The organism is Peribacillus sp. NPDC097224 (assembly GCF_044761985.1).
Taxonomy (GTDB): domain Bacteria; phylum Bacillota; class Bacilli; order Bacillales; family DSM-1321; genus Peribacillus.
Genome location: NZ_JBIWDK010000004.1, coordinates 20,910 through 41,981 on the forward strand (window position 1 = coordinate 20,910; position 21,072 = coordinate 41,981).

General features: G+C 43.8%; 27 protein-coding genes. 10 read left to right on the forward strand and 17 right to left on the reverse strand.

All coding sequences use genetic code 11. From position 1 onward, the window contains the following. The first annotated feature begins 21 nt into the window (after nt 1-21). Complete coding sequence (locus ACIQXR_RS09545; protein ID WP_402871402.1) at nt 22-942, forward strand: EamA family transporter; 921 nt, start codon at nt 22-24, stop codon at nt 940-942. A gap of 570 nt (nt 943-1,512) precedes the next feature. Here ACIQXR_RS09545 and ACIQXR_RS09550 read toward each other — a convergent pair. From ACIQXR_RS09550 to fabL, 5 genes are all read right to left on the reverse strand, one after another. Beyond that, on the reverse strand, nt 1,513-3,258 hold the full coding sequence (locus tag ACIQXR_RS09550) for an ABC transporter ATP-binding protein (protein WP_403079863.1): 1,746 nt from the start codon (nt 3,256-3,258) through the stop codon (nt 1,513-1,515). 113 nt (nt 3,259-3,371) lie between these two features. Beyond that, entirely contained in the window at nt 3,372-3,902 is a 531-nt protein-coding gene (gene ntdP / locus ACIQXR_RS09555; protein WP_402871408.1) for a nucleoside tri-diphosphate phosphatase, read from the reverse strand. A 226-nt stretch (nt 3,903-4,128) separates the two neighbouring features. Continuing rightward, complete coding sequence (locus ACIQXR_RS09560; RefSeq protein WP_402871412.1) at nt 4,129-4,383, reverse strand: YgaB family protein; 255 nt, start codon at nt 4,381-4,383, stop codon at nt 4,129-4,131. Nucleotides 4,384-4,689: 306 nt separating this feature from the next. After that, nucleotides 4,690-4,866 (reverse strand): gamma-type small acid-soluble spore protein, encoded by a 177-nt coding sequence (locus ACIQXR_RS09565; protein ID WP_402871417.1) that lies wholly within the window; start codon nt 4,864-4,866, stop codon nt 4,690-4,692. Between the two features lie 70 nt (nt 4,867-4,936). Further along, entirely contained in the window at nt 4,937-5,686 is a 750-nt protein-coding gene (gene fabL, locus ACIQXR_RS09570) for an enoyl-[acyl-carrier-protein] reductase FabL (RefSeq protein ID WP_402871419.1), read from the reverse strand. 64 nt (nt 5,687-5,750) lie between these two features. Between fabL and ACIQXR_RS09575 the strand changes: the two genes are divergently transcribed. Continuing rightward, entirely contained in the window at nt 5,751-5,975 is a 225-nt protein-coding gene (locus ACIQXR_RS09575; protein ID WP_402871421.1) for a hypothetical protein, read from the forward strand. Nucleotides 5,976-6,087: 112 nt separating this feature from the next. Here the strand turns inward: ACIQXR_RS09575 and mutY are convergent, their stop codons facing one another. Next, complete coding sequence (mutY, locus tag ACIQXR_RS09580) at nt 6,088-7,200, reverse strand: A/G-specific adenine glycosylase (protein ID WP_402871422.1); 1,113 nt, start codon at nt 7,198-7,200, stop codon at nt 6,088-6,090. Nucleotides 7,201-7,400: 200 nt separating this feature from the next. On the opposite strand from mutY, the gene ACIQXR_RS09585 reads away from it, so the two are divergent. Beyond that, nucleotides 7,401-8,378: a metal-dependent hydrolase gene (locus tag ACIQXR_RS09585; protein ID WP_402871425.1), complete on the forward strand. Its 978-nt coding sequence runs from the start codon at nt 7,401-7,403 to the stop codon at nt 8,376-8,378. 61 nt (nt 8,379-8,439) lie between these two features. Here ACIQXR_RS09585 and ACIQXR_RS09590 read toward each other — a convergent pair whose 3' ends face one another. After that, entirely contained in the window at nt 8,440-8,706 is a 267-nt protein-coding gene (locus tag ACIQXR_RS09590) for a YfhJ family protein (protein WP_402871428.1), read from the reverse strand. 113 nt (nt 8,707-8,819) lie between these two features. Here ACIQXR_RS09590 and ACIQXR_RS09595 point away from each other — a divergent pair, with 113 nt between their 5' ends. Continuing rightward, the gene (locus tag ACIQXR_RS09595) at nt 8,820-8,975 is read left to right on the forward strand and encodes a small, acid-soluble spore protein K (protein ID WP_402871431.1); all 156 of its coding nucleotides are present in this window, start codon (nt 8,820-8,822) and stop codon (nt 8,973-8,975) included. A gap of 42 nt (nt 8,976-9,017) precedes the next feature. Here the strand turns inward: ACIQXR_RS09595 and ACIQXR_RS09600 are convergent, their stop codons facing one another. Continuing rightward, nucleotides 9,018-9,329 (reverse strand): YfhH family protein, encoded by a 312-nt coding sequence (locus tag ACIQXR_RS09600; protein ID WP_402871434.1) that lies wholly within the window; start codon nt 9,327-9,329, stop codon nt 9,018-9,020. Nucleotides 9,330-9,402: 73 nt separating this feature from the next. Further along, the gene (gene recX / locus ACIQXR_RS09605) at nt 9,403-10,200 is read right to left on the reverse strand and encodes a recombination regulator RecX (RefSeq protein WP_402871436.1); all 798 of its coding nucleotides are present in this window, start codon (nt 10,198-10,200) and stop codon (nt 9,403-9,405) included. Between the two features lie 124 nt (nt 10,201-10,324). Here recX and ACIQXR_RS09610 point away from each other — a divergent pair, with 124 nt between their 5' ends. From ACIQXR_RS09610 to ACIQXR_RS09620, 3 genes are all read left to right on the forward strand, one after another. Next, nucleotides 10,325-11,233: a TIGR01777 family oxidoreductase gene (locus ACIQXR_RS09610; RefSeq protein ID WP_402872299.1), complete on the forward strand. Its 909-nt coding sequence runs from the start codon at nt 10,325-10,327 to the stop codon at nt 11,231-11,233. Nucleotides 11,234-11,286: 53 nt separating this feature from the next. Further along, nucleotides 11,287-11,409, forward strand: a complete 123-nt coding sequence (locus ACIQXR_RS09615; protein WP_402871438.1) for a YfhE family protein — start codon at nt 11,287-11,289, stop codon at nt 11,407-11,409. Nucleotides 11,410-11,521: 112 nt separating this feature from the next. Next, entirely contained in the window at nt 11,522-11,707 is a 186-nt protein-coding gene (locus ACIQXR_RS09620; RefSeq protein WP_402871439.1) for a YfhD family protein, read from the forward strand. A gap of 258 nt (nt 11,708-11,965) precedes the next feature. On the opposite strand, the gene ACIQXR_RS09625 is transcribed toward ACIQXR_RS09620, so the two are convergent. From ACIQXR_RS09625 to ACIQXR_RS09650, 6 genes are all read right to left on the reverse strand, one after another. Then, nucleotides 11,966-12,157: a hypothetical protein gene (locus ACIQXR_RS09625; protein WP_402871442.1), complete on the reverse strand. Its 192-nt coding sequence runs from the start codon at nt 12,155-12,157 to the stop codon at nt 11,966-11,968. A gap of 82 nt (nt 12,158-12,239) precedes the next feature. Then, nucleotides 12,240-13,805: a fatty acid--CoA ligase gene (locus ACIQXR_RS09630; protein ID WP_402871444.1), complete on the reverse strand. Its 1,566-nt coding sequence runs from the start codon at nt 13,803-13,805 to the stop codon at nt 12,240-12,242. A gap of 90 nt (nt 13,806-13,895) precedes the next feature. Further along, nucleotides 13,896-15,053 (reverse strand): thiolase family protein, encoded by a 1,158-nt coding sequence (locus ACIQXR_RS09635; protein ID WP_402871447.1) that lies wholly within the window; start codon nt 15,051-15,053, stop codon nt 13,896-13,898. A 25-nt stretch (nt 15,054-15,078) separates the two neighbouring features. Next, nucleotides 15,079-16,224 carry an acyl-CoA dehydrogenase family protein gene (locus ACIQXR_RS09640; RefSeq protein ID WP_402871450.1) on the reverse strand — a complete coding sequence of 382 codons (1,146 nt, stop codon included), beginning with the start codon at nt 16,222-16,224 and terminating at the stop codon, nt 15,079-15,081. 54 nt (nt 16,225-16,278) lie between these two features. Continuing rightward, nucleotides 16,279-17,046: a 3-hydroxyacyl-CoA dehydrogenase gene (locus ACIQXR_RS09645; protein WP_402871453.1), complete on the reverse strand. Its 768-nt coding sequence runs from the start codon at nt 17,044-17,046 to the stop codon at nt 16,279-16,281. A gap of 32 nt (nt 17,047-17,078) precedes the next feature. Next, the gene (locus tag ACIQXR_RS09650) at nt 17,079-17,459 is read right to left on the reverse strand and encodes a MerR family transcriptional regulator (RefSeq protein ID WP_402871455.1); all 381 of its coding nucleotides are present in this window, start codon (nt 17,457-17,459) and stop codon (nt 17,079-17,081) included. Nucleotides 17,460-17,621: 162 nt separating this feature from the next. Between ACIQXR_RS09650 and ACIQXR_RS09655 the strand changes: the two genes are divergently transcribed. From ACIQXR_RS09655 to ACIQXR_RS09665, 3 genes are all read left to right on the forward strand, one after another. Continuing rightward, entirely contained in the window at nt 17,622-18,047 is a 426-nt protein-coding gene (locus ACIQXR_RS09655) for a universal stress protein (RefSeq protein WP_402871457.1), read from the forward strand. 160 nt (nt 18,048-18,207) lie between these two features. Then, a complete protein-coding gene (cidR, locus tag ACIQXR_RS09660; protein WP_402871459.1) occupies nt 18,208-19,092 on the forward strand; it encodes a cidABC operon transcriptional activator CidR in 885 nt (294 codons plus the stop codon). 165 nt (nt 19,093-19,257) lie between these two features. After that, nucleotides 19,258-19,629, forward strand: coding sequence for a hypothetical protein (locus ACIQXR_RS09665; RefSeq protein ID WP_402959312.1), 372 nt, complete (start codon nt 19,258-19,260; stop codon nt 19,627-19,629). Nucleotides 19,630-19,694: 65 nt separating this feature from the next. Here the strand turns inward: ACIQXR_RS09665 and ACIQXR_RS09670 are convergent, their stop codons facing one another. Together ACIQXR_RS09670 and ACIQXR_RS09675 are read right to left on the reverse strand one after the other, a co-directional pair. Beyond that, nucleotides 19,695-20,417: an amino acid ABC transporter ATP-binding protein gene (locus ACIQXR_RS09670; protein WP_402871463.1), complete on the reverse strand. Its 723-nt coding sequence runs from the start codon at nt 20,415-20,417 to the stop codon at nt 19,695-19,697. Next, complete coding sequence (locus ACIQXR_RS09675; RefSeq protein ID WP_402871465.1) at nt 20,414-21,070, reverse strand: amino acid ABC transporter permease; 657 nt, start codon at nt 21,068-21,070, stop codon at nt 20,414-20,416. The genes ACIQXR_RS09670 and ACIQXR_RS09675 overlap by 4 nt, the downstream gene beginning before the upstream one ends. Between the last annotated feature and the right edge of the window lie 2 nt (nt 21,071-21,072).

A 21,072-nucleotide genomic window follows, 5' to 3' on the forward strand; every position in this document is an offset into this window, starting at 1 on the left:
ATTTTTTAGGGGTGAAAAAACATGCAACTTTTGAAGTATTCTATAATGGTTTTAATTGGTTCCATCTCATACGGCACATTATCCACCATGATGAAATTCGGATTCAAGGATGGTCATTCTTCCGGGGACCTAGTCGGCAGTCAATATTTGATTGGATGGCTGATCGTCGCCGTTTTGTTCCTTTTTTCGTTTAAATATAAAATTTCTTGGAAAAATGCCGGTTTGCTTGCCATTACTGGGATGATGTCCGCTTTTGTCGGAAAAGCCTACGCGGTGGCTGTTGCGGAGCTTCCGGCTTCCATTGCCGTAGTATTTTTATTTCAGTTCACCTGGATTGGTGTCCTTATTGAAAGCATCATAAACAAAAGACGTCCAGATCGAAGCAAGGTCCTGGCCATCTGCTTGCTCTTTATCGGGACATTATTTGCAGGTGCCATCTTTGGCCAGCCTCTTTCTGCCCTTAGTTTGACGGGGGTATTATTCGGGCTTCTGTCTGCCTTGCTCTTTGCTCTTTACATGTTCTGCAACTCTAAGTTCGCCGTTGAAGAGCCCTCGATGAAACGTTTGTTTTTCATTGCGACAGGTGCCATGCTGACTGCGGTATTCACAACCAATCCGGTAACGCTTGCCACCAATCTTGTCGAAACCAACCTTTGGCAATTCGGTCTATTGCTCGGTACACTTGGTGTTGTGGTTCCCTTCTTTTTCTTTGCCGTCAGTATGCCGAAAGTCGGCGTCGGCCTGGGGACGATCCTATGTGCCGCAGAATTGCCTTCCGCGATGGTCGTTTCCGTCATCTTCCTTGGAGAAGGCGTAACATCCCTTCAATGGTTTGGAATGTTCTTGATTATCGTCGGAATCGCCTTGCCGGAGTATTTAAAGTATTTGTTGAAAAAGACTCATACCAAGAAAAAGCCTTTGCACGAAAAAAGGGTTTCTTAATGTAACATTCATACGAAAAAAAGAGAAGGATAGCTGAAGCAACTATTATTTGCCTCAGCTATCCTTTTTGCCGTTTCAGTATAATGCCTTGATGGATAATAATAGACATATACATGCTAACGTAAAGAAAAGAACCGAAATTTTGAGATTCTTTCTCATATTAAATCCGTAGGCACTAAAGAAGATGGCAGCGGCTAATTTGGCAAAACCTTTGAAATAAGCATGATCTGAAAAAAGAGTACTGCTAAAAACAACGGAAATCACCAAAGTTACAAAGATTAGAATTTTAAACCACAATGGCTCTCTCAGGAAATGTCTAACCATAAATTTTATCCGCTGCATGATTGTATAACTCCCCTTCGATACTCTTTATTAACTAATTGTATGGTATTTTTCACAAGTTTATTAGAATACTCTGCCCCGAAATTCATCTGCATCCTATTTCTTTATTATAACTACTCTTTTTGGTTATTTTTACCATTAATTTGAAACTACCTTTCGCGATTATTCGTGTATTCCCCAATGATCAAAAAGACCATCCCGCAACAGCGAGATGATCTTTTTTTGATGTTAGTTATCCAATTGCTGAACCTGAAAGAGTTTATAATAATTACCTTGTTTTTGCATGAGTTCTTCGTGTGAACCGATTTCGGTGATTTCCCCGTTATCGATATGGACAATTCGATCGGCATGCGTGATGGTGGAGAGACGGTGCGCCACGATGATCGTGGTTCGGTCCTTCGCCAATATATCAAGGGCTTCTTGAATATTATGTTCACTTTCCAGGTCAAGGGCCGATGTTGCTTCATCCAGGACAAGAATCGGTGGGTTTTTTAGAAAGACCCTGGCGATGGCTACCCGTTGCTTTTGGCCACCTGAAAGTTTCACGCCCCGCTCGCCCACTTTCGTATCATAGCCTTCTTTCAATCCCATAATGAATTCATGGGCGTTGGCTGCTTTGGCGGCTGCAAATACCTCTTCGTCAGTAGCGTCTGGTTTCCCCATCAGGATATTGGCCTTCACAGATTCACTGAATAAGATGTTATCTTGCAGCACCATCCCGATTTTATCGCGCAAGCTTCGAACTTGATAGTTTCGGATATCGGTTCCGTCCAGTAAAACGGCCCCTTCCGTGACATCATAGAACCGGGAAATCAAACTGACGATGGAGGATTTTCCCCCACCACTCATGCCGACCAGTGCAATGGTTTCACCAGGCAACACATCCAGGTTGATATGTTTTAGAACAGGTGCCTCCTTCTCGTCATAAGCAAACGAGACATCCTTGAAGGTGATCCGTCCGTCCACATGCTTCAGTTCTTTTGAATCCGGTGCATCATCGATATCGTACTTCTCATCCACGAACTCGAATACCCGGTCCATGGAAGCCAATGTTTGCGTCATCGTCGTCGATGAATTGACTACGCGACGTAGAGGATTATAAAGCCTGTCTATGAACCCGACGAAGGCGACCATCGTTCCGAGTGTCAACTGCCCCTGTATGACTTGATATCCGGCAAAGCCAATCACCAGTAATGGGGCAAGGTCCGTAATCGTATTCACGACGGCAAACGATTTTGCATTCCAGCTTGTATGCTTGAGTGCCTTATCGAGGAAATTTTTATTCTGCTTCGCAAACAGTTCCTGCTCGCGGTCTTCTATCGCAAAACTTTTGATGACAGACATCCCCGAGACACGCTCGTGAAGATGACTCTGCACATCGGCCAGAGCTTGTGACCGTACTCTCGTATAGATCCTAAGCTTGCCGAAGAAATGCTTGATCGAAAACGCATAAAAAGGCAGCATGAGAATCGAGACGATCGTCAGCTTCACATCCATCGTAAACATGATCACAATGACAATGGCGATGGTGGCGATATCGAGCCAAAGGTTCATCAGGCCCGTAATCACAAAATTCTTCGTTTGCTCGACATCGGTGATCATCCTTGAGATGACCTCGCCCACCCTCGTATTGGAATAATATTTAAAACTTAATTTTTGTACATGAGTGAATAAATTATTGCGAATATCATATAAAATCTTCGTTCCGGTCCATTGGGCAAAATACTGTCGGTAATATTCAATTGGAGGCCTTATTGCCACGAAAATGAATACCATGATGCCCATCGCCCACAGGAGGTGTTCGGTTTTCTCTTCCGTTGTCAGATTTCCATTAATGATGTCATCCACAACATATTTACTTAATAAAGGAATCAACAGTGGAATTCCGAATTTTAACAGACCTATGAAGACTGTCCCGATAATCTGCCATTTATATGGCTTAACGAATTGCATATATCTCTTAATGCTGCCCACGGGGTCCCTCCATTTTCATCTATTTTCTCTTCTTACTATACCCTATTACCCTTGATCGACCGACCATCTGCAAAAGAAAAAGCCTGCAATGTTAGCAGCAGGCCATCTCACTGTTATCGATACGTTAAAAAACGTTCATACCAACTATCAATGAATTCCGCTGAGAATGGTCCCTTTCTCTGGCGAATCATATATATTAGATAGTCTACATTCTGCTTTAAAATTTTATCGATAGCTTCAGGATAATTCATTTCTTTCGAATGTCTTTCATATTCATCCTCATCCAGCAAATTAAACGTCATATCTGGGAATACTTTGATGTCCAGGTCATAATCAATGTATTTCAGTGCTTCTGGATCGTATGTGAACGGAGAACTGATATTACAGTAGTAATACACCCCGTCCTCTCTCAACATGCCAATCACATTAAACCAATACTTTGAATGAAAGTAACAAATCGCCGGTTCCCTTGTGATCCAGGTCCTACCATCAGATTCCGTCACGATCGTTCGGTCATTGGCCGCAATCACCAAGTTTTGAGTTCCCTTCAAGACGGTGGTTTCTTCCCAGATACGATGGATATGTCCATTATGTTTATAGCTTTGGATTTGGATTTTTCCTCCTTCAGCAGGAACAATCCCCATTTATCTCTCCCTACTTTCTATAGACACCTTCAACGTACTGTGCCCTATTCCGTTACAATCGTGTGGATTCGTTTATATACATTTTTCCATTTACCCTATATTCCTATATTATAGCGATTTATTCGGAAATTTAAAACAAAAGAGGCTAATCTACAGTAAAAATGTGTAAAAAGATTAAAAAAAGCAATCTTTTTCCTCATTCTCATCTGAAAATTAGCCAATGTTTTTATTGAACTGCCGCTTGTTCCTGTTGATAACATCGAATGACATCCTCCGTTTGCCGCTCGAACGTTTCATGAATCGTCTTCAATTCCATTTTTCTATGTTGAATTTCCTCTTGAACGGTGACCGCTTTATCTTCTTCCTGATTCGCAAGGAATTTTTTCTCTATATCTTGATATCTTTCGATTTCGGATTGTACATATAAAAGTCGTTCCATCGTTTTCAACTGGGCGTTAATGAGCCGGTTAAATTCCTCCATATTTGCACCATCCTACATCTGTATTTTTCCCATAGTATGTATATTCTATTTATTTACAGTATTTCCTTTTACATTTAATTTAAAACTTATCCCTTCTCTAAATTTTAACAAAATCCCCTTTTATCTATATTCGTCTGCGCGGGAAAAAGTGAATGTTAAGAGTAACCTTAAAAAATGGACGGGAGCTAGGGCGCCAAGCGTGAAGTGGAACTAACATCAATTTAAGGTATAGGTTTTCCATGGCAAATGATCACAATAAAAAGGCACCCTTCATAAGAAGGATGCCTGGTCGTGGTTGGAGTTCAATTACCCTTGGCTTTTTTTGCTTTGGGATTTTTGATTTTGTTGTTTCACATCTTGTACATTTGTTTCACTCGCAAACTCTGTACCGTATTGGCCTTGGCCTTGTTGAGATTGCGCGTTTTGTTTTTTAACTTGTTGAATGTCAGTACCTGATTGTGTTTTGTTTTTGTAATTAGCCATTGATATCACCTCCACGGTAATAAGGTATCCATCATCACCGTGGTCTATCCGGCTAATTTTTACCAATTACTTAAACAAGCAGGGAAATTCCGCCATCGACGATGATCGTTTGACCACGGATCATGCTTGATTCATCCGCTATCAAGAAGAGAATCGTGTTCACCATATCCTCCACTTCGACCATCCGTCCTGCAGGTGTTTGTTCGGCGGCTTCCGCAAGCATTTGTTCGCGGTTTGGGAATGACTTTAAGGCATCCGTATCAATGACACCGCCTGAAACCGCATTGACGCAAATGTTTCTTGGTGCCAATTCAACGGCCAAATACCTTGTCAATGCTTCGAGCGCAGCCTTTGATACTCCGACTGCAGTATAGTTTTTCAGATAGCGAATGGACCCGAGTGAACTGATGCTGACAATTTTCCCTCCGCCGTTTTTTTCCATTAGCTTTGCCGCTTCCTGGGCACAAAATAAAAGGGCTTTCGTATTGATATCCATGGTCCAGTCCCAATGTGTTTCTTCAAGCTCCATTAAAGGACGCTGTACGCCAGATGCCGCATTATTGATGAAAACATCCAAACGCCCGTAATGGGCATCGATTTCGGCGAACATGTTCTTCACTTTTGCGACATCGCCGACATTGGCCTTTACGACAAGCGCTTTCCGCCCCATGGCTTCGATTTCAGCAGCTACTTCTAATGCTTTGGACTTGCTCCGGGCATAATTAATAACAAGGTTGTACCCTTCTTTTGCAAGACGTAATGCCGTGCTTCTTCCGAGACCCTTACTGCTACCTGTAACGAGTGCTACTTTTTGTTCCATATGTTTATTCCATCCTTTCTGAGTGAACATTAAAGTATAACGAATAAAAAAGGAGTGTGTGTCTATGTATGTTGGACGAGATATGACAGAGTTGTCCATGATGGAGAAATCGGATTGGGAAAATAGCGAGCTTGCCTATTTTCATCACTCCCTTCAACAAATGGTACCTTATTTGAACCAAGAAGGACAGAGTATCCATAAGGAAATCGTTCAAGAAATCGAAAGAAGAGGCGGGCTGAAAAGACAGGAAGCCGATTACACTCATGGTACCGAGACAACCTACGATTGACTTGAATTTAATGAAAGATGCCGAAAGCAAAGCTTTTCGGCATCTTCTTTGTTGAGTTCATTCTAAAATATATTTACGTTAAGCAGTTTTTTCTTCATAAGGCAAAATTGAATTAGCCCCTATCGTTATAGGCTTTCATCATCTTTTGGTGAGAGACTGGAAATGCAAATTCCTCCATCGCCTCTTTACTCACCCACTTCAGCTGATTTTCCGCTAAGATGTCATCACCGATTGGTTCCTTCACCACTCCGGTATACGTATCCATCTTCCATACCAGATGGGAAAAGACGTGTTCAATTTTGACGAGCGAATCGATCAATTCCGGTTTGCTACCGTAAGTCTCAAGAAAACGCGCCTCAAAAAATTCCCGTTTATGTTGAAGGGTTGTGTGAATCTCGAAGTTCGGGTATTCCCAAAGGTTCGCAAGCAATCCTTCCGACGCCCGCTTGTGAATGAGGAATTCACCTTTTTCATTCGTCAAAATCGCAGCCACGATCGGTACGTCACGCGACTTTTTCTTTTGGATCTTGACCGGCAGCTCTGACTGCACTCCCTCCTCAAATGCCAGGCAATGGCTTTGCACAGGGCATAGCAGGCAGGCTGGCTTTCCTGGCGTGCAAATGAGTGCACCCAGTTCCATCAGGGCCTGATTGAACTCAGACGTATGATTGGGATCGATTAGCTTGCGTACGGCGACCTCGAAGGTTTTCCTCGTCTTCGGCTTAGCGATGTCTTCATAGATCATCAAGATCCGGGACAACACACGCATGACATTTCCATCGACGGCCGGTTCTGGCTTTCCATAGGCAATGCTTAGGATCGCTCCGGCCGTATAAGGTCCGACACCCTTCAGTTTCGAGATTTCCTCCGGGCTATCCGGGACAATCCCATTATAGGATGCTTGGACTTCCTGGACGGCACTATGCAGATTGCGGACCCTTGAATAATAACCAAGGCCTTCCCACGCTTTTAATACCTTTTCCTCATCGGCAACCGCGAATTCACCAAGAGTGGGGAACCAGTCCATAAACCGGTTAAAATACGGGATGACGGTATCCACCCTGGTTTGCTGCAGCATGATTTCAGAAACCCATACCCTGTATGGATCCTTATTTTCACGCCATGGCAAATCCCTTTGTTCTTCTAGGAACCAGTTGACCAAATCTTTCTGAAACGCTTCAATATTTACTTTTTCTATGGTTGGGATCATTATTTCTTTCGCCATTTTGTTCCTCCAAAGATGTTAACTCTTATTAAAAAAGGGAATACACCATAATGGGCATTCTTTTTTAACAGGCACTCATTTCGTTTTATTGTAAGGGGCAAGGTAAGAAAGTCAAATATATTCATTTGATTGATAATATATAAATACGGTATGATGGAAAGAAGACATATTTTTCTATATTGTGGCAGGGAGGTTTTGCTTTGGATACAGGCACTCACTTTGTCATGGGGATTGCTCTTGGAGGACTTGCCACATTAGATCCTGTTATTGCGCAAAGCCCCATTACTTTCAGTGCGGTAATGGCTGGTACGGTTTTGGGTTCGCAAGCTCCTGACATCGACACCATTCTAAAATTAAAAAATAACGCTGTTTATATACGAAATCACCGGGGAATCACGCATTCGATTCCTGCCGTGTTACTTTGGCCCCTGCTTATCAGTGGCACCCTTTACATGATCATGCCTGAGACGAATTACCTTCATTTATGGCTATGGACATTTCTGGCCGTATTCCTGCATGTTTTCGTCGATATCTTCAACGCCTATGGGACACAGGCGCTACGGCCCATTTCCTCGAATTGGGTGGCACTTGGGGTCATCAATACGTTCGACCCGTTCATCTTCGGGATCCATGTTGGCGGCTTGATATTATGGGGATATGGTTTTCCCCCTGGTTATCTATTTCTGACGATGTATGCCATACTCGTTCTTTATTATCTCGCCCGTTTCAGGGAAAGAGCATTCGTAAAGAGGGCAGTCAGACAGCAGATTCCCGGTGCACGGAAAATTCTCTTATCACCAACGATGAGCTATCACCGCTGGAGAATAGCCGTGACTGCCGAAAAGCATTATTATGTGGCCCGGGCTGATCGAGGCTACGTGACGATTCTTGATACGTTTGATCGAATCCCGCTTCCTGAAAGCAAAGTTCTTGAAGCCGCCAAGCATGATATCAATTTGGCAGCCTTTCTCTCTTTTTCCCCCGTCTACAGATGGGAAATTGAGCAGAACAAGGATTATTATGAAGTCCGGTTCATCGATTTAAGGTACCGCAGCAACGGTTATTATCCTTTTGTCGCCGTTGTTCATTTAGACGATGACTTGAATATCTTGAATTCATTTACCGGCTGGATTTTTAGTGAAGCGAAACTCAAGAAGAAATTGAATATCATTTTGTAGTACCTTCATAAGAAAAAAAGGCTGATTCCGAGGGGGAAATCCCCAATGGAATCAGCTTTTTTTAATGAATTTGGTTCTGTTGATCCAGTAAATGCTTATATTTAGGATTTTTTGCAATGAATTCGTGGAATCGTTCCCCGTAGTTGTCGATCCAAGTCTGGACAACTCGTGATGTCATTTCTTCGCCCGCATATTCATGTCCCGCTTTCGCATAGGTCGCCTCGAAATCTTCCCATAATAATTCAACCCAAGTTAGAGCCTGCTCATACGTTATGTGATCATTTTTCTCGAGCAAAATCTTGGTTAATCTTTCATGGTAATCATTCATCTAAACCACCCCGTTGCCAATATTTTTACAGACTGAATTTTACTGTTCCTTACCCATACTAGTAGAGAACAGAAACACTTTTTTACTTATTCTAATGCTTGGAGGAGAAAAACTTGAGAAATAAACAAAAAGGTTTTCCTAACCAAAACAATAATAAATTCCAAGGCGAACCTCGCGCAAAGGCGAGATATGCTTCAAAACGGGCGGATGGCAGCATCAATACACATCCACAAGAACGTATGAAAGCTTCAAGCGAAAGAACGGAATAAAGATACTACCAAAAGGAATCGGGTTCGTCACGATTCCTTTTTTTATTTCAACATCGAAATGGGCAACGCTTCCTCTTTCCCACTTCCACCTAAACGGTATCCCCAGGCAAAAACGCCATTCATATAATCAATTTTGAAGTAGACACCCGGGTCGCCTTCAACTTGATAAATTTCACCTTTTTTAAAATCATCCGGATTTAACAGATAGGCTTTAGCCATGGTCACTTTCCGTTCCAATACGGAATATTCGTTGACCATTCCCAGTTGCTCGGCTTTTCTCGCCTTTTCCGTCAGTGTGGCAATTTCTTGCTGCAGCTCGTAATCCGACATCGTGCTATATCTTACCTCGCTCATATATAAGGCTCCTTAATTAATAATATGTACTTCTATATTAAACAAAATTATGCGTTTTGGCTATGCATGTACCTTAATCGACATCAGAATCGTTCAAATAGCGGTCGATCAATTCGATGGGGAACCCTTTTCGATATAGTGCCTGCTTCATCTTCTGCTTATACTCAAAGCCTTCATAGTTCCGGTAACGGCGTTGAAGTTTTTCGGCATGATGCGTAAGCGAGGTCCATTGCTCATCCTCGTCTTTTTCCACGCCCACCTCTTCCAAGGCCTCGTGTATGATGTCCCGGGGATATCCTTTACGGGCTAATGTTTGTTCCACTTTTTGCTGTAATGCCCGTTCCGAGATATTCTTTTCTTTCCTGATCGACTTTTCGGCAAGCTTTCTTGCATGCTCCACTTGAATCTCGTGGGGGTATTCCAACAAAGCTTGTTCGATCAGCTTATCCTGAATCCCTTTTTCCTTCAGCTCCTGCTTTAGCGTGATTGGTCCTTTATTGCCACCGTTCACATGCGTTCGGACATATGCCTTGGCAAAATCGAGATCGTCGAGATAGTGAAAGCTGTACAGCTTATGTATCGCTTCTTTTATAATCGGTTCTTCGATATCCTTCTTTTTTAAATACAGGCGGACTTCCGATTCTGAACGCATGCGGTAGGATAAATAATGGAGGGCATCGGTAAACGCCTTTTGTATTTCATCATGAAACTGCACTTCGGCAAGAAGCAAATCATCGAGTACCGTGCCTTTTTTCAACTGAAACTTCAGAAGGACCTCTTCGTCCACACTGAACGCATATTTTTCATCGACAAATATATTGTAACGGTCTGTCCTTTTCTTTTGGGTCGTTATTTTGGTTATGTTCGGCATACTTTCCACCCCCTTCTTACTTTACCCGTTTCTGTGAACCTTTTCTAGACGAGCACGTCCAAAAATGAAAAAAGAACCCGAGCGTGTTACAGTGAAGGAAAGACAGAAAAAGGATGTGATTTTCATGAAAATAGCCATTGCCGGTGGAAGCGGTTTTGTCGGCACTGCCCTTATTGACGAATTATTAAAAGAAAATCATGAATTATATATATTGACCAGGCATCCAGATAAATATGATAAGCAAGAGCATATTCATTACGTAGGCTGGCTGAGCGCAGGATCAAGCCCTGAGAGACAGTTGGAAGATCTTGATGTGTTCATCAACCTAGCCGGGGAGTCATTAAATAGCGGTCGTTGGACACAGGAACGGAAACGGACGATTGTCGAAAGCCGGGTCGAGGCTTCCAAGGAAATGAACCGGATCCTCTCCAAGCTTCCGAAAAAAATCCCGTGCCTAATCAATGCCAGCGCAGTGGGATACTATGGCATATCCGACCAGGAAACCTTTACAGAGGAATCGTATTCCATCGGGGAGGACTTTCTGGCCCGCACCGTCAAGCTATGGGAAAAAGAGGCGATGAAATCCAGCCCCTACTGCGAACGTGTCGTCCTCACAAGATTTGGCGTAATCCTGGGGAAAAAAAAAGGGGCACTCCCCATGATGACCCTTCCCTACAAACTTTTCGGCGGTGGAAAAATCGGCAAAGGCACCCAATGGCTTTCCTGGATTCATATTCAAGACGTCGCCCGTGCGGTTTCTTTTTGCATGAAGGAAAAGAATATCCAGGGACCAGTCAATTTCACAGCGCCAAACCCTGTTCAAATGGATACGTTCGGTAAAACGATTGGCGCCGTCATGAAACGGCCTCACTGGTTCCCGGTCCCTCCATTCCTTCTAAAAACCGCACTCGGCGAAATGAGCATCCTGGTCCTTGAAGGGCAAAAGGTCCTACCAAGCAAACTAATGAAGGAGGAATTCACTTTCTCCTTTCCCACTCTTAAAATGGCCCTAGAAGATATTTTACATGTATGATTGAAGTTATTTGGGAAAAAATAGGATTATCACATGAATTGGAGATGATCTAAATGGCGAAAAAAACGGATAAAGAAAAAAGTTTCCTAACAAGCATGCAAGAGATCACTTACTCTCGCGAATTCAAACAAGCAGATCGAGCCGGCGGTTTTACAGAAAAGAAACCCCGTCGTTAAGTTTGGCGCTTTTTTCCGTACATGATGATCTACCATTCAACACACAATAAGCTGGAGATGATTTAAATCAAATCATTTCCAGCTTATTTACTTTCATCGAGGGGGCGCTAACATGGGTCGAAATAACATTCACCATAATCGGGATAAAAACAAACAAAAACTGCCACAGGTACCTAAAAACCTTAAAAGTGACGGAATTGATGTCGAATTTTCTACCGAACTAGCCGACCAAGATGATATGGAGGCTCAAGCGCGCGCCAATGCCGCTGACCGTCGAGCCCATAACCGTAAATCATAGCGTTTAGAGGAGGCTGCATATTCAGCAGCCTCCTCTTATACACACCATCTTATCCACAGCCTTGTTAATATTGTGGATATTTTCTGAATATACCGATAAATAATGGGTAATACGACACCTCTTGATTATATGAAAATAATGTAAATTATGGATAACTCTGTGGATAATGTGGATAACAAGCTATATTCCTTGAATCGTAAGCTTTTTACATGTGGATAACATTTAAAAGGAGACTCCTATGACTGGAGTCTCCTTTTCTTATTCATTCACTAATTCAACTAATGAATCGATCATCACCCATTGTTGCCTTAGACGGTATTCTGTGGATTTTTCATAAACCAATTTGCTTGCGGCAGCTTGATCGCTTTCGGCATTCACTAAACTGCGTCCTTCGAGAATGGAATGTTCATCGACGACCGCATGCCATGCAATTCGAAATGACTTACTCAATTTGTTCCCCCCATTATGTTTTCTCATGTTGTCCTTTATTTTATCGGCCACTCGGATTTTTATTTTAAGGGGAATCCTCAAATTATTGTTCTTCCACGACGTTCTCTTCCAACTGTTTGCGAAGCATGAATTTCTGGATTTTGCCACTTGCGTTTCGCGGCAGCTCCTCACAGAAAATATATCGTCGTGGACGCTTATAGTTAGCTAGCGTTATGCTATTCCTGCACCAATCCTCTAAATCCTTCTCAGTTAATGATGGATCTTTCGCCACGATAAACGCCGTCACCGTTTCTCCCCATTTATCATCTGGTTGACCGAGCACGGCACAGTCGAGAACCCCCCGATGTTCATAGAGGGTATCTTCCACTTCACGAGGGTAAACGTTCTCGCCACCCGAAATGATCATATCATCCACCCGGTCCTTGACCCATAGAAAACCGTCTTCATCAAGGAAACCGATATCCCCGGAATGGTACCACCCTTTATGAAGCGCTTTTTCCGTCTCTGGCTCTCTTTGAAAGTACCCTTGCATGATGCAAGGTCCTTTCACGAGGATTTCCCCTGTTTCCCCAGGACCCATGGCATCATCGGGATCCGCTGGCCCATCTTCATTCGGACGGGCAATGACGATTTCATGGCCACGGCATGCCTGGCCGGCTGAACCGGCTTTCCGGATTTGGTCGTCTTCCAGCAGCAAGGTGATGGCTGGACCCATTTCGGTCATCCCGTAAGCCTGGATGAACTGGATGCCCAGTTTTTCCTGGCAAGCGAGCACAAGCGTCGGGGCCATTGGGGCTGCCCCGTACAATCCAAGCTTGAGGCTTTGAATATTATAGTTCTCCAGGTTCTCCTGAAGCAGCATGTTCCACATCGTCGGGGCTGCGAATAGTTTGGTGATTCCTTCCGCTTCAATCAGCTCAAGTGCCAGCTTGGGATTGAACTGATGCATAATCACATTCTTAGCTCCGACCTGAACGCGTGGTAAAAATGAACAGTGCAATTCAGCACAATGGAACATGGGTGCGGTAATCAAACCGACGTCTTGACTTTCATATCTCATCGCCTCTGTTATTATGGCTGACTGCTCGACCATATCCTTATGAAGATGGATCACTCCCTTAGGTCTTCCTGTCGTCCCGCTCGTATACATGATGGCATAGACATCATTTTCATCCACGGCTACATCAACCGGTGTGGAAGATGCATGGATCAGTTTTTCCTGATAACTCTTGGCATAGCTAGGAACTTTCTTATCAATGAACCAGAAAGCAATGCTTGGAAAACGTTTTTCAATCGCCGCCACGGACGATTGCAACTCCTCCTCGAAGATCAGCACCTTTGGCTTTGCATCACTGATGATGAAGGCCAGCTCTTCCGCCATCAATCGAAAGTTAATCGGATTAAAGACAGCCCCAATCTTGGCACAGGCAAAAAACGCGGTGGCCAGTTCTTCATTATTATATAAATAAGTAGAAACCCGGTCTCCTTTTTGGACACCTTCTGCTTGGAGCGCAGCCGCCAGTCTATTCACCTTGTCGTTCCACTGGATGTATGTATATCGGGCATTCCTTCTCACGTCGTAGATAGCTTCTTTAATGGGGAATTTTTGAACCGTCTGATCGAATAGGGTGTTAATCGTAACCGACATCTTTTTTCCTCCTCAAATACCTGCCATCATCCGGGGGATTCCTGATGATGACAGCTTTCTACTTCATCCAAACTTGACCTTCACGTGAATTTACCGATTACTCAACCTTTCGATGATTGTTGCATTGGCCATCCCATGCCCTTCACACATCGTTTGCAGTCCATAACGGCCGCCTGTCCTTTCCAGTTCATGCATCATGGATACCATCAGGCGGGCACCGCTTCCGCCAAGGGGATGTCCCAGGGCAATCGCCCCTCCGTTTGGATTCAGCTTCTGCGGGTCTGCGCCCGTTTCCTTCAACCAAGCCAGGGGTACAGGTGCAAACGCCTCATTCACTTCAAAGATATCGATATCATCAATGGAAAGACCCGACTTTTCCAAAGCCTTTTGCGTAGCCGGAATCGGACCCGTCAACATCAATGTCGGATCTGAGCCGACAACCACCCGCGTATGCACTTTAAAACGTGGTTTTAAACCAAGTTCTTCTGCCTTACTTCTCTCCATCAACAGTAAGGCCGCAGCCCCGTCGCTGATCTGGCTCGAGTTCCCGGCATGGATCAGACCATCTTCTTTAAAAACGGGTTTCAATCCAGATAGGACCTCAACCGTCGTTCCAGCTCTTGGTCCTTGATCTGCCGTGACGTCAATCGGGTTGCCTTCTTTATCCGTACCTGTAACGGAAATGATTTCCCGGTCAAAATATCCCTCTTTTTGCGCGCGTATTGCCCTCTCATGGCTTTCAACGGAAAATGCATCACATTCCTCGCGTGTGATTTCCCACTTTTCGGCGATTCGTTCAGCTGAGAGTCCTTGGTTGATCACCTCATAGTTGTCAACATACTTTTGGCTCGTAGTCGCCCCTTGGTAATTGAATCCCATCGGAACACGGGACATATTTTCCACACCACCCGCTACGACCACATCCATATCGCCTGATAGGATGGCTTGGGAAGCGAAGTGAACAGCCTGCTGGCTTGATCCACATTGACGGTCGATGGTCGTTCCTGGCACTTCAATCGGATAACCGGCAATCAAGGCAGCCACACGGGCAATATCTCCAGCCTGCTCCCCAGCCTGTGTTACACAGCCTAAAATGACATCTTCAACGATGGCTGGGTCGATTCCTGCTTTTTCAACCAGTTTCCTTAACACTTCTCCAGCTAATTCGTCAGGACGAAAGTCCCGCAGGACCCCATTCCTTCTGCCAACCGGTGTACGGATCCCCTCAACAATAACCACTTCACGCATCTAATCGCTTCCCTTCCATTCTTTTTTAGAGGCCAAGATTCTTAGCTATGATTTTTTTCATGATTTCATTGGTTCCTGCGTAAATGCTTGCTACAGGTATATCCCGGTAGCGCCTAGCAATCTTGTATTCTTCCATATAGCCATAGCCACCGTGAAGTTGCATGCATTCCGTGGATATTTTCCTGGCGGTTTCCGTCAATCTCCATTTCGCCATCGACACTTCGGTTACAACGTTTTCCCCTGCCATATGGTTTGCAATCAGTTGGTCCAGAAAAGCTCGGCCCATTTTGATTTCCGTTGCCATCTCGGCTATTTTAAACTGCGTGTTCTGGAACTGGCTCACCGATTTGCCGAATGCTTCACGACTTTTCACGTATTCAATCGTATCCGCAAGCATGTCCTCCGATGCAGCTTGGGCACAGATTGCGACCACAAGGCGTTCCTGTTGCAGTTTCTCCATTAAATAGGTGAATCCCTTGCCTTCTTCACCAAGCAGGTTTTCCTTTGGCACCCGGCAATCCTCGAAAATGAGCTCTGCTGTATCCTGACAATGCAGGCCAAGCTTTTTCAACTTCCTTCCCCGTGAGAACCCGGGTGCATCTCGTTCCACGACGATCAATGAAACGCCTTTATGCTTCGGAACAGCATTTGGATCGGTTTTACAAGCTACGATAATCAAATCGGCATGGATGCCATTTGTGATGAATGTCTTTTGCCCGTTAAGAACATAATGATCTCCATCCAAGATCGCCGTCGTTTTAATATTGGCCAAATCCGATCCCGTCCCCGGTTCCGTCATGGCGATAGCCGTAATCCTTTCCCCGGTCGTACATGCAGGAAGCCAGCGCCTTTTTTGTTCCTCGGTTCCATAGGCGGAAAGATAGGGTACCGTAATATCGCTATGAAGCCCGAAACCGATTAATCCCGAGCCCACCCTTTCCAGTTCTTCATTGATGATGACCCCAAAGCCCCAATCGACTCCTGACCCACCAAACTCTTCATCAAGATCAGGACAGAGAAAGCCTTGCTCGCCCATCTTCTCCCAGAATGACCGTGGGATGAGTCGCTCTTCTTCCCACTTTTCATAATGTGGAACCGCTTCTTTTTCTAAAAACTTCCGTAATGATTTACGGAAAATCTCGTGATCTTCTGTTAAGTAAGAATGCTTCATCTGTTCTCGCTCCTCTTTCTTTTCTCTTCTTCTATCATTACTCCGGTGTCATGGTCACCTTGGTGACATCCTGATGGCCCCGTCCAGCCGGATCGTTTCCCCATTCAGCATCGGGTTGGTTATGATGCTTTCCGTTAGCTTCGCGTATTCGTTTGGATACCCGAGCCTTGATGGGAACGGTACCGTTTTCCCAAGGGATGTCCTCGCTTCTTCCGGAAGCGAATCGAACATCGGTGTATGAAATAAGCCAGGTGCAATCGAGACGACCCGAATGCCAAAAGAAGCAAGATCCCTTGCTATCGGTAAGGTCATGCCGACGATTCCCCCTTTTGAGGCACTATAAGCAGCCTGCCCGATTTGGCCTTCAAAAGCAGCTACGGAAGCCGTATTAATGATCACGCCCCGTTCGCCCTCTTCATTCATTGGATTATGGACCATTTTCTCCGCTGCGAGACGTATGACATTAAACGTGCCGATTAAGTTGACCGTCACCACTTTTGAGAACGCTTTCAATTCATGTGTGCCTTTTCGGCTGACGACCTTCTCGGCAATGGCAATCCCCGCACAATTGACGACCGTGTTAATCGTCCCGAATGTTTCGATTCCTTGGTCCATGGCGGCTTGGACACTATCCTCTTGCGTCACATCCGTTTTAATGAACAGGACGGAATCCCCTAATTCCTCGACCAGCCTGGCCCCTTTTTCTTCCGAGAGATCAAGAATGATCGCTTTCCCGCCTTTATGGATGATGTTTCGCACCGTTGCCTCACCCAGTCCTGAAGCCCCACCTGTCACTACTGCCACTGTCTCTTGAATATTCAAGTCCTCCACCTCTTTCCCTTTGTTTTTGAAGCTTATGATTCAACCTTCAAGTTATGAAGGGTTTTCTTAAAATCATGGATCATATATTCAAAATCCCGCTTCAATTCAGCAAGTTCCCTCATTCGTTCATTGATTTCTTCTAATTTCTGTCCCGCTTTTTCTATCGTTCTCTCCAGTTGCTTGACCCCTGTTCTGTCCTGCTCGAAAAGGACCACAATGTCTTTTATTTCATCTAAAGAGAACCCATACTTCTTGCCACGCATGATGATTTTAAGCTGTGCGAATTCTTTCTTTCCATATACTCTGTTCCCTGTTTCGGTCCGCCTCGGCTTTAGCATGCCTAATTCCTCATAGTAACGCAGCGTCCTCGTCGTCAATTCAAACTCTTTGGCTAACTCAGAAATCGTGTACATCCTATAACCACACTTTACAAAGGGATTATTTACCTTTATCTTACCATTGACGTTAACGTAAACTTCAACAAATATTCATAAAATTTCATGAAATCAAAAGAAAAGGGTCGTTTTACCTGTTATACTAAAGATATATTCTTGTAAATGAAGGGATGGATCAACATGATCTGCTCGAAAATACTAGTTGCCTATGACGAATCTGAATTAGCTCTCAAGTCTTTGGAAAAAGCGATTGAATTAGCCAAGCTGGATCCAGCCATTGAAATTCATGCGATACACGCTGTAACGCTACCGATTCATCCAAGTATATATGGAAACGCTTTTCAAGAAATCGAGGAATCCATGCTGAAGTATGGAGAAGAAGTCATCTCAAAAGCGGATGCGCTATTATCGGAAATTCCGAATAAAACCCAGACATTTGTCGTGGAAGGCTCCGCCATCAAAACGTTATTGGAACATGCGAAATCCCAAAACTGCGACCTTATCATCATGGGTAGCCGCGGCTTAAGCGGGTTCAAGGAATTCCTGGGAAGCGTCAGTCATTATATCGTGCAGAACTCCCCGGTACCCGTCTTATTGGTTAAGTGATTACATAGTACGACTCGTTTTCAAAAAAGCTGGGCTCCTTGAGACCAGCTTTTCTGCTAGCTTGACAATAGGATGTAAACGGCAAAGAGATTCTTATTTTACAAACCCTTATTTCTATGGGTAAAATGAAAGTACTTTGAAGAGATAAGCAGGTGAAGCGATGGATATTAAGCATTTACAATACTTCATAGAAGTGACTAATTTTAACAGTTTCACTCGGGCAGCCGATCATTTATTCATTACTCAGCCGACCATCAGTAAAATGATCAAGAACCTGGAAACCGAACTTGGGGTTGAACTTTTCGATCGTTCCCGCAAGCAACTCGCTCTGACCGATGCCGGTCGGGTCGTATTAGAGCAGGCAAAATTGATTGATAAAGCCTTTCATAACTTGGAAACAGAAATGGATAATTTATTAGGCCTTAAAAAGGGACATATACGAATCGGTTTACCCCCGATTATCGATGCCTCTTTCTTCCCCCGAATTCTTAGCCGTTTTCATGAGGATTATCCCAATATCACCTTTCAATTGGTTGAAGATGGTTCAAAAAAAATTGAAGAGTCCGTTCAAAATGACCAACTGGATATAGGCGTAATCGTCCTGCCGACCAACACCGTTCTATTTCACCATTTTGCCTTTTTAGAAGAAGACATCAAGTTGATCGTTCATCCCTCTCACCCACTTGCTTCCGAGGATGAAATCGATTTGATAGATCTTCAACATGAGTCCTTTATCTTATTCAATAAGGATTATGTTTTGCGTGACCTCATCATTTCATCTTGTAAGGAATCAGGTTTTTCTCCACACATCGTTACCGAAAGCTCTCGATGGGACTTTATAGAAGAAATGGTTTTCTGCAAGCTTGGCATCGCCCTTTTACCAGAAAGCCTCTGTCGGTTGGATAGTCGTGTTAAGACCATTAAGGTTAAAAATCCATCACTGAGCTGGAACTTGGCATTCATTTGGAGTAAGGATCAATACCTTTCATACGCCGCAAAGGAATGGCTGAAATATACAAAGGAAGCGTTGGCTAAAAAAGAGTGATCATACACCTTCAATAAGAAAATAATGTAAGCACTATCATAGATATGAGTTATCTTCATGATAACATCTAACCATTTTACTTTATTTACTTGCCGAGTTAGACTTGGTAGTGAGTAAAAAGCACTGCAATACCGATATATCGATATTTTCTGAAAGGAGATATTTATGATCACTTTATCTAGTGTCGATGAGTTACAAGCAACCGAAGAAGCGTTGGAAAAAATTAAATATTCATACCCCGAATTATTTAAAAAACTGCTTCATGTCGTTGCCTTAACACGAGCTTTCCAATTTAAATATCAATTTATGGGCACATTAATCATGGATGAAAACCCTAACGAATACACCCCTGAATTCGTTATGCCCTCCGTTATCACTTTATATAAAGAGGAAGTTCAAAAGTTAAAGAATGATCCGAATATCGAGGTTCTTCGACAAACCCTCTCCCAAAATGAAAATATTGGATATGCGAAAATCAGTATGCTAGTGCTCGGTAAAAGCCCTGAATCACTTTTAGGCGCTTCATACATTAAATAATACCCCCTGATATGTTCCTAAAAAAACCTCCCGTTTTCGGAAGGTTTTTTTTCTTTAGCTATACGTCAAAGGACTTTACTCAAAAATGCCTTCGTTCTTTCCTGCTGCGGATTGTCAAAAATCTCGCTAGGCACATTTTCCTCAACGATCAACCCTTCATCCATGAATATCACTCGATCCCCCACTTCTTTTGCAAATCCCATTTCATGTGTCACCACAACCATCGTCATGCCTTCTTTCGCCAATTGCTTCATGACTTCAAGCACTTCACCGACCATTTCCGGGTCTAGAGCGGATGTCGGTTCATCAAACAACATGATCTTTGGGCCCATAGCCAGAGACCTAGCAATGGCTACACGTTGCTTTTGCCCTCCTGACAAAGAGTCCGGATAGGCGTTCGCTTTATCCGAAAGGCCCACCTTATTAAGCAATTCCATGCCCGTCTTTGCTGCCTGTTCCTTGGAAACTTTACGCACTTTTATCGGCGCAAGCATGATATTTTCAAGAACCGTTTTATGCGGGAATAAGTTAAAATGCTGAAAGACCATGCCGACTTCCGTACGGATTTTATTGATATCGACTTTCTTATCCGTCGTATCAAGCCCCTCAATGTAAATGTGGCCACCCGTTATCGTCTCTAGCTGATTGATGCATCTTAGGAAAGTGGATTTCCCAGATCCCGACGGACCAATGACCACGACGACTTCCTGTGGGGCAACGGTTGCACTGATATTCTTCAATACCTCATTGTCACCAAATGACTTATTTAAATTTTCCACCTTGATCATTCTGTTTTCAACCTACTTTCAAGTCTATTTAGTACGAAACTTAGAACGAGCGTCAGGCAAAGATAGATGAAGGCACAGGCCAAATATGGCTCCCATACTTTAAAATACTGACTGCCCATCGCTTTTCCCCAATACATCAATTCCGGGGCAGCAATGACACAAACCAAGGAAGAATCTTTCAATAATACGATGAATTCATTACCTAGAGGAGGAATCATGCGTTTGAATGCTTGTGGAAGGACAACGGAAATCATGGATTGAGTGTGCGTCAAACCTAAAGAACGTGCCCCTTCCATTTGTCCTTTATCAATGGATTGAATTCCGGCCCTGAATATTTCAGCAATATATGCCGCTGCATTTAAAGAAAGTGCAATGACTCCCGCTGCGACGGCATTCGTTTCGCCGGTAAAGAAAGGAACCACCCCAAAGTGGATCAAGAAAATCTGGACCAGTAATGGTGTCCCCCGGAAAACCGTGACATAGCAGTAAAATGGAAAGGCGAGCCATTTATTTCTTACAATCTTCCCTAATCCAATCAGCAATCCTAGAAACGTCCCGATTAGAATCGAAGAAACGGATAGACCAATCGTAAGCAACGTCCCCTTCAATAAGAAAGGAGCATATTCAAAAATAATATCCCAACGAAAACCCATTC

Bases quoted from the DNA above. Each gene is read 5' to 3' on its own strand.
- ACIQXR_RS09565 (WP_402871417.1), bottom strand. From the start codon at position 4,866: ATGGCTAATTACAAAAACAAAACACAATCAGGTACTGACATTCAACAA.
- ntdP (WP_402871408.1), bottom strand. From the start codon at position 3,902: ATGGGGATTGTTCCTGCTGAAGGAGGAAAAATCCAAATCCAAAGCTAT.
- ACIQXR_RS09675 (WP_402871465.1), bottom strand. From the start codon at position 21,070: ATGGGTTTTCGTTGGGATATTATTTTTGAATATGCTCCTTTCTTATTG.
- ACIQXR_RS09630 (WP_402871444.1), bottom strand. From the start codon at position 13,805: ATGTCGGTTACGATTAACACCCTATTCGATCAGACGGTTCAAAAATTC.
- ACIQXR_RS09620 (WP_402871439.1), top strand. From the start codon at position 11,522: ATGGGTCGAAATAACATTCACCATAATCGGGATAAAAACAAACAAAAA.
- ACIQXR_RS09610 (WP_402872299.1), top strand. From the start codon at position 10,325: ATGAAAATAGCCATTGCCGGTGGAAGCGGTTTTGTCGGCACTGCCCTT.
- ACIQXR_RS09640 (WP_402871450.1), bottom strand. From the start codon at position 16,224: ATGAAGCATTCTTACTTAACAGAAGATCACGAGATTTTCCGTAAATCA.
- ACIQXR_RS09650 (WP_402871455.1), bottom strand. From the start codon at position 17,459: ATGTACACGATTTCTGAGTTAGCCAAAGAGTTTGAATTGACGACGAGG.
- ACIQXR_RS09635 (WP_402871447.1), bottom strand. From the start codon at position 15,053: ATGCGTGAAGTGGTTATTGTTGAGGGGATCCGTACACCGGTTGGCAGA.
- ACIQXR_RS09670 (WP_402871463.1), bottom strand. From the start codon at position 20,417: ATGATCAAGGTGGAAAATTTAAATAAGTCATTTGGTGACAATGAGGTA.
- ACIQXR_RS09590 (WP_402871428.1), bottom strand. From the start codon at position 8,706: ATGAATGATTACCATGAAAGATTAACCAAGATTTTGCTCGAGAAAAAT.
- ACIQXR_RS09575 (WP_402871421.1), top strand. From the start codon at position 5,751: ATGTATGTTGGACGAGATATGACAGAGTTGTCCATGATGGAGAAATCG.
- ACIQXR_RS09655 (WP_402871457.1), top strand. From the start codon at position 17,622: ATGATCTGCTCGAAAATACTAGTTGCCTATGACGAATCTGAATTAGCT.
- cidR (WP_402871459.1), top strand. From the start codon at position 18,208: ATGGATATTAAGCATTTACAATACTTCATAGAAGTGACTAATTTTAAC.
- ACIQXR_RS09665 (WP_402959312.1), top strand. From the start codon at position 19,258: ATGATCACTTTATCTAGTGTCGATGAGTTACAAGCAACCGAAGAAGCG.
- recX (WP_402871436.1), bottom strand. From the start codon at position 10,200: ATGCCGAACATAACCAAAATAACGACCCAAAAGAAAAGGACAGACCGT.
- mutY (WP_402871422.1), bottom strand. From the start codon at position 7,200: ATGGCGAAAGAAATAATGATCCCAACCATAGAAAAAGTAAATATTGAA.
- ACIQXR_RS09545 (WP_402871402.1), top strand. From the start codon at position 22: ATGCAACTTTTGAAGTATTCTATAATGGTTTTAATTGGTTCCATCTCA.
- ACIQXR_RS09600 (WP_402871434.1), bottom strand. From the start codon at position 9,329: ATGAGCGAGGTAAGATATAGCACGATGTCGGATTACGAGCTGCAGCAA.
- ACIQXR_RS09560 (WP_402871412.1), bottom strand. From the start codon at position 4,383: ATGGAGGAATTTAACCGGCTCATTAACGCCCAGTTGAAAACGATGGAA.
- fabL (WP_402871419.1), bottom strand. From the start codon at position 5,686: ATGGAACAAAAAGTAGCACTCGTTACAGGTAGCAGTAAGGGTCTCGGA.
- ACIQXR_RS09615 (WP_402871438.1), top strand. From the start codon at position 11,287: ATGGCGAAAAAAACGGATAAAGAAAAAAGTTTCCTAACAAGCATGCAA.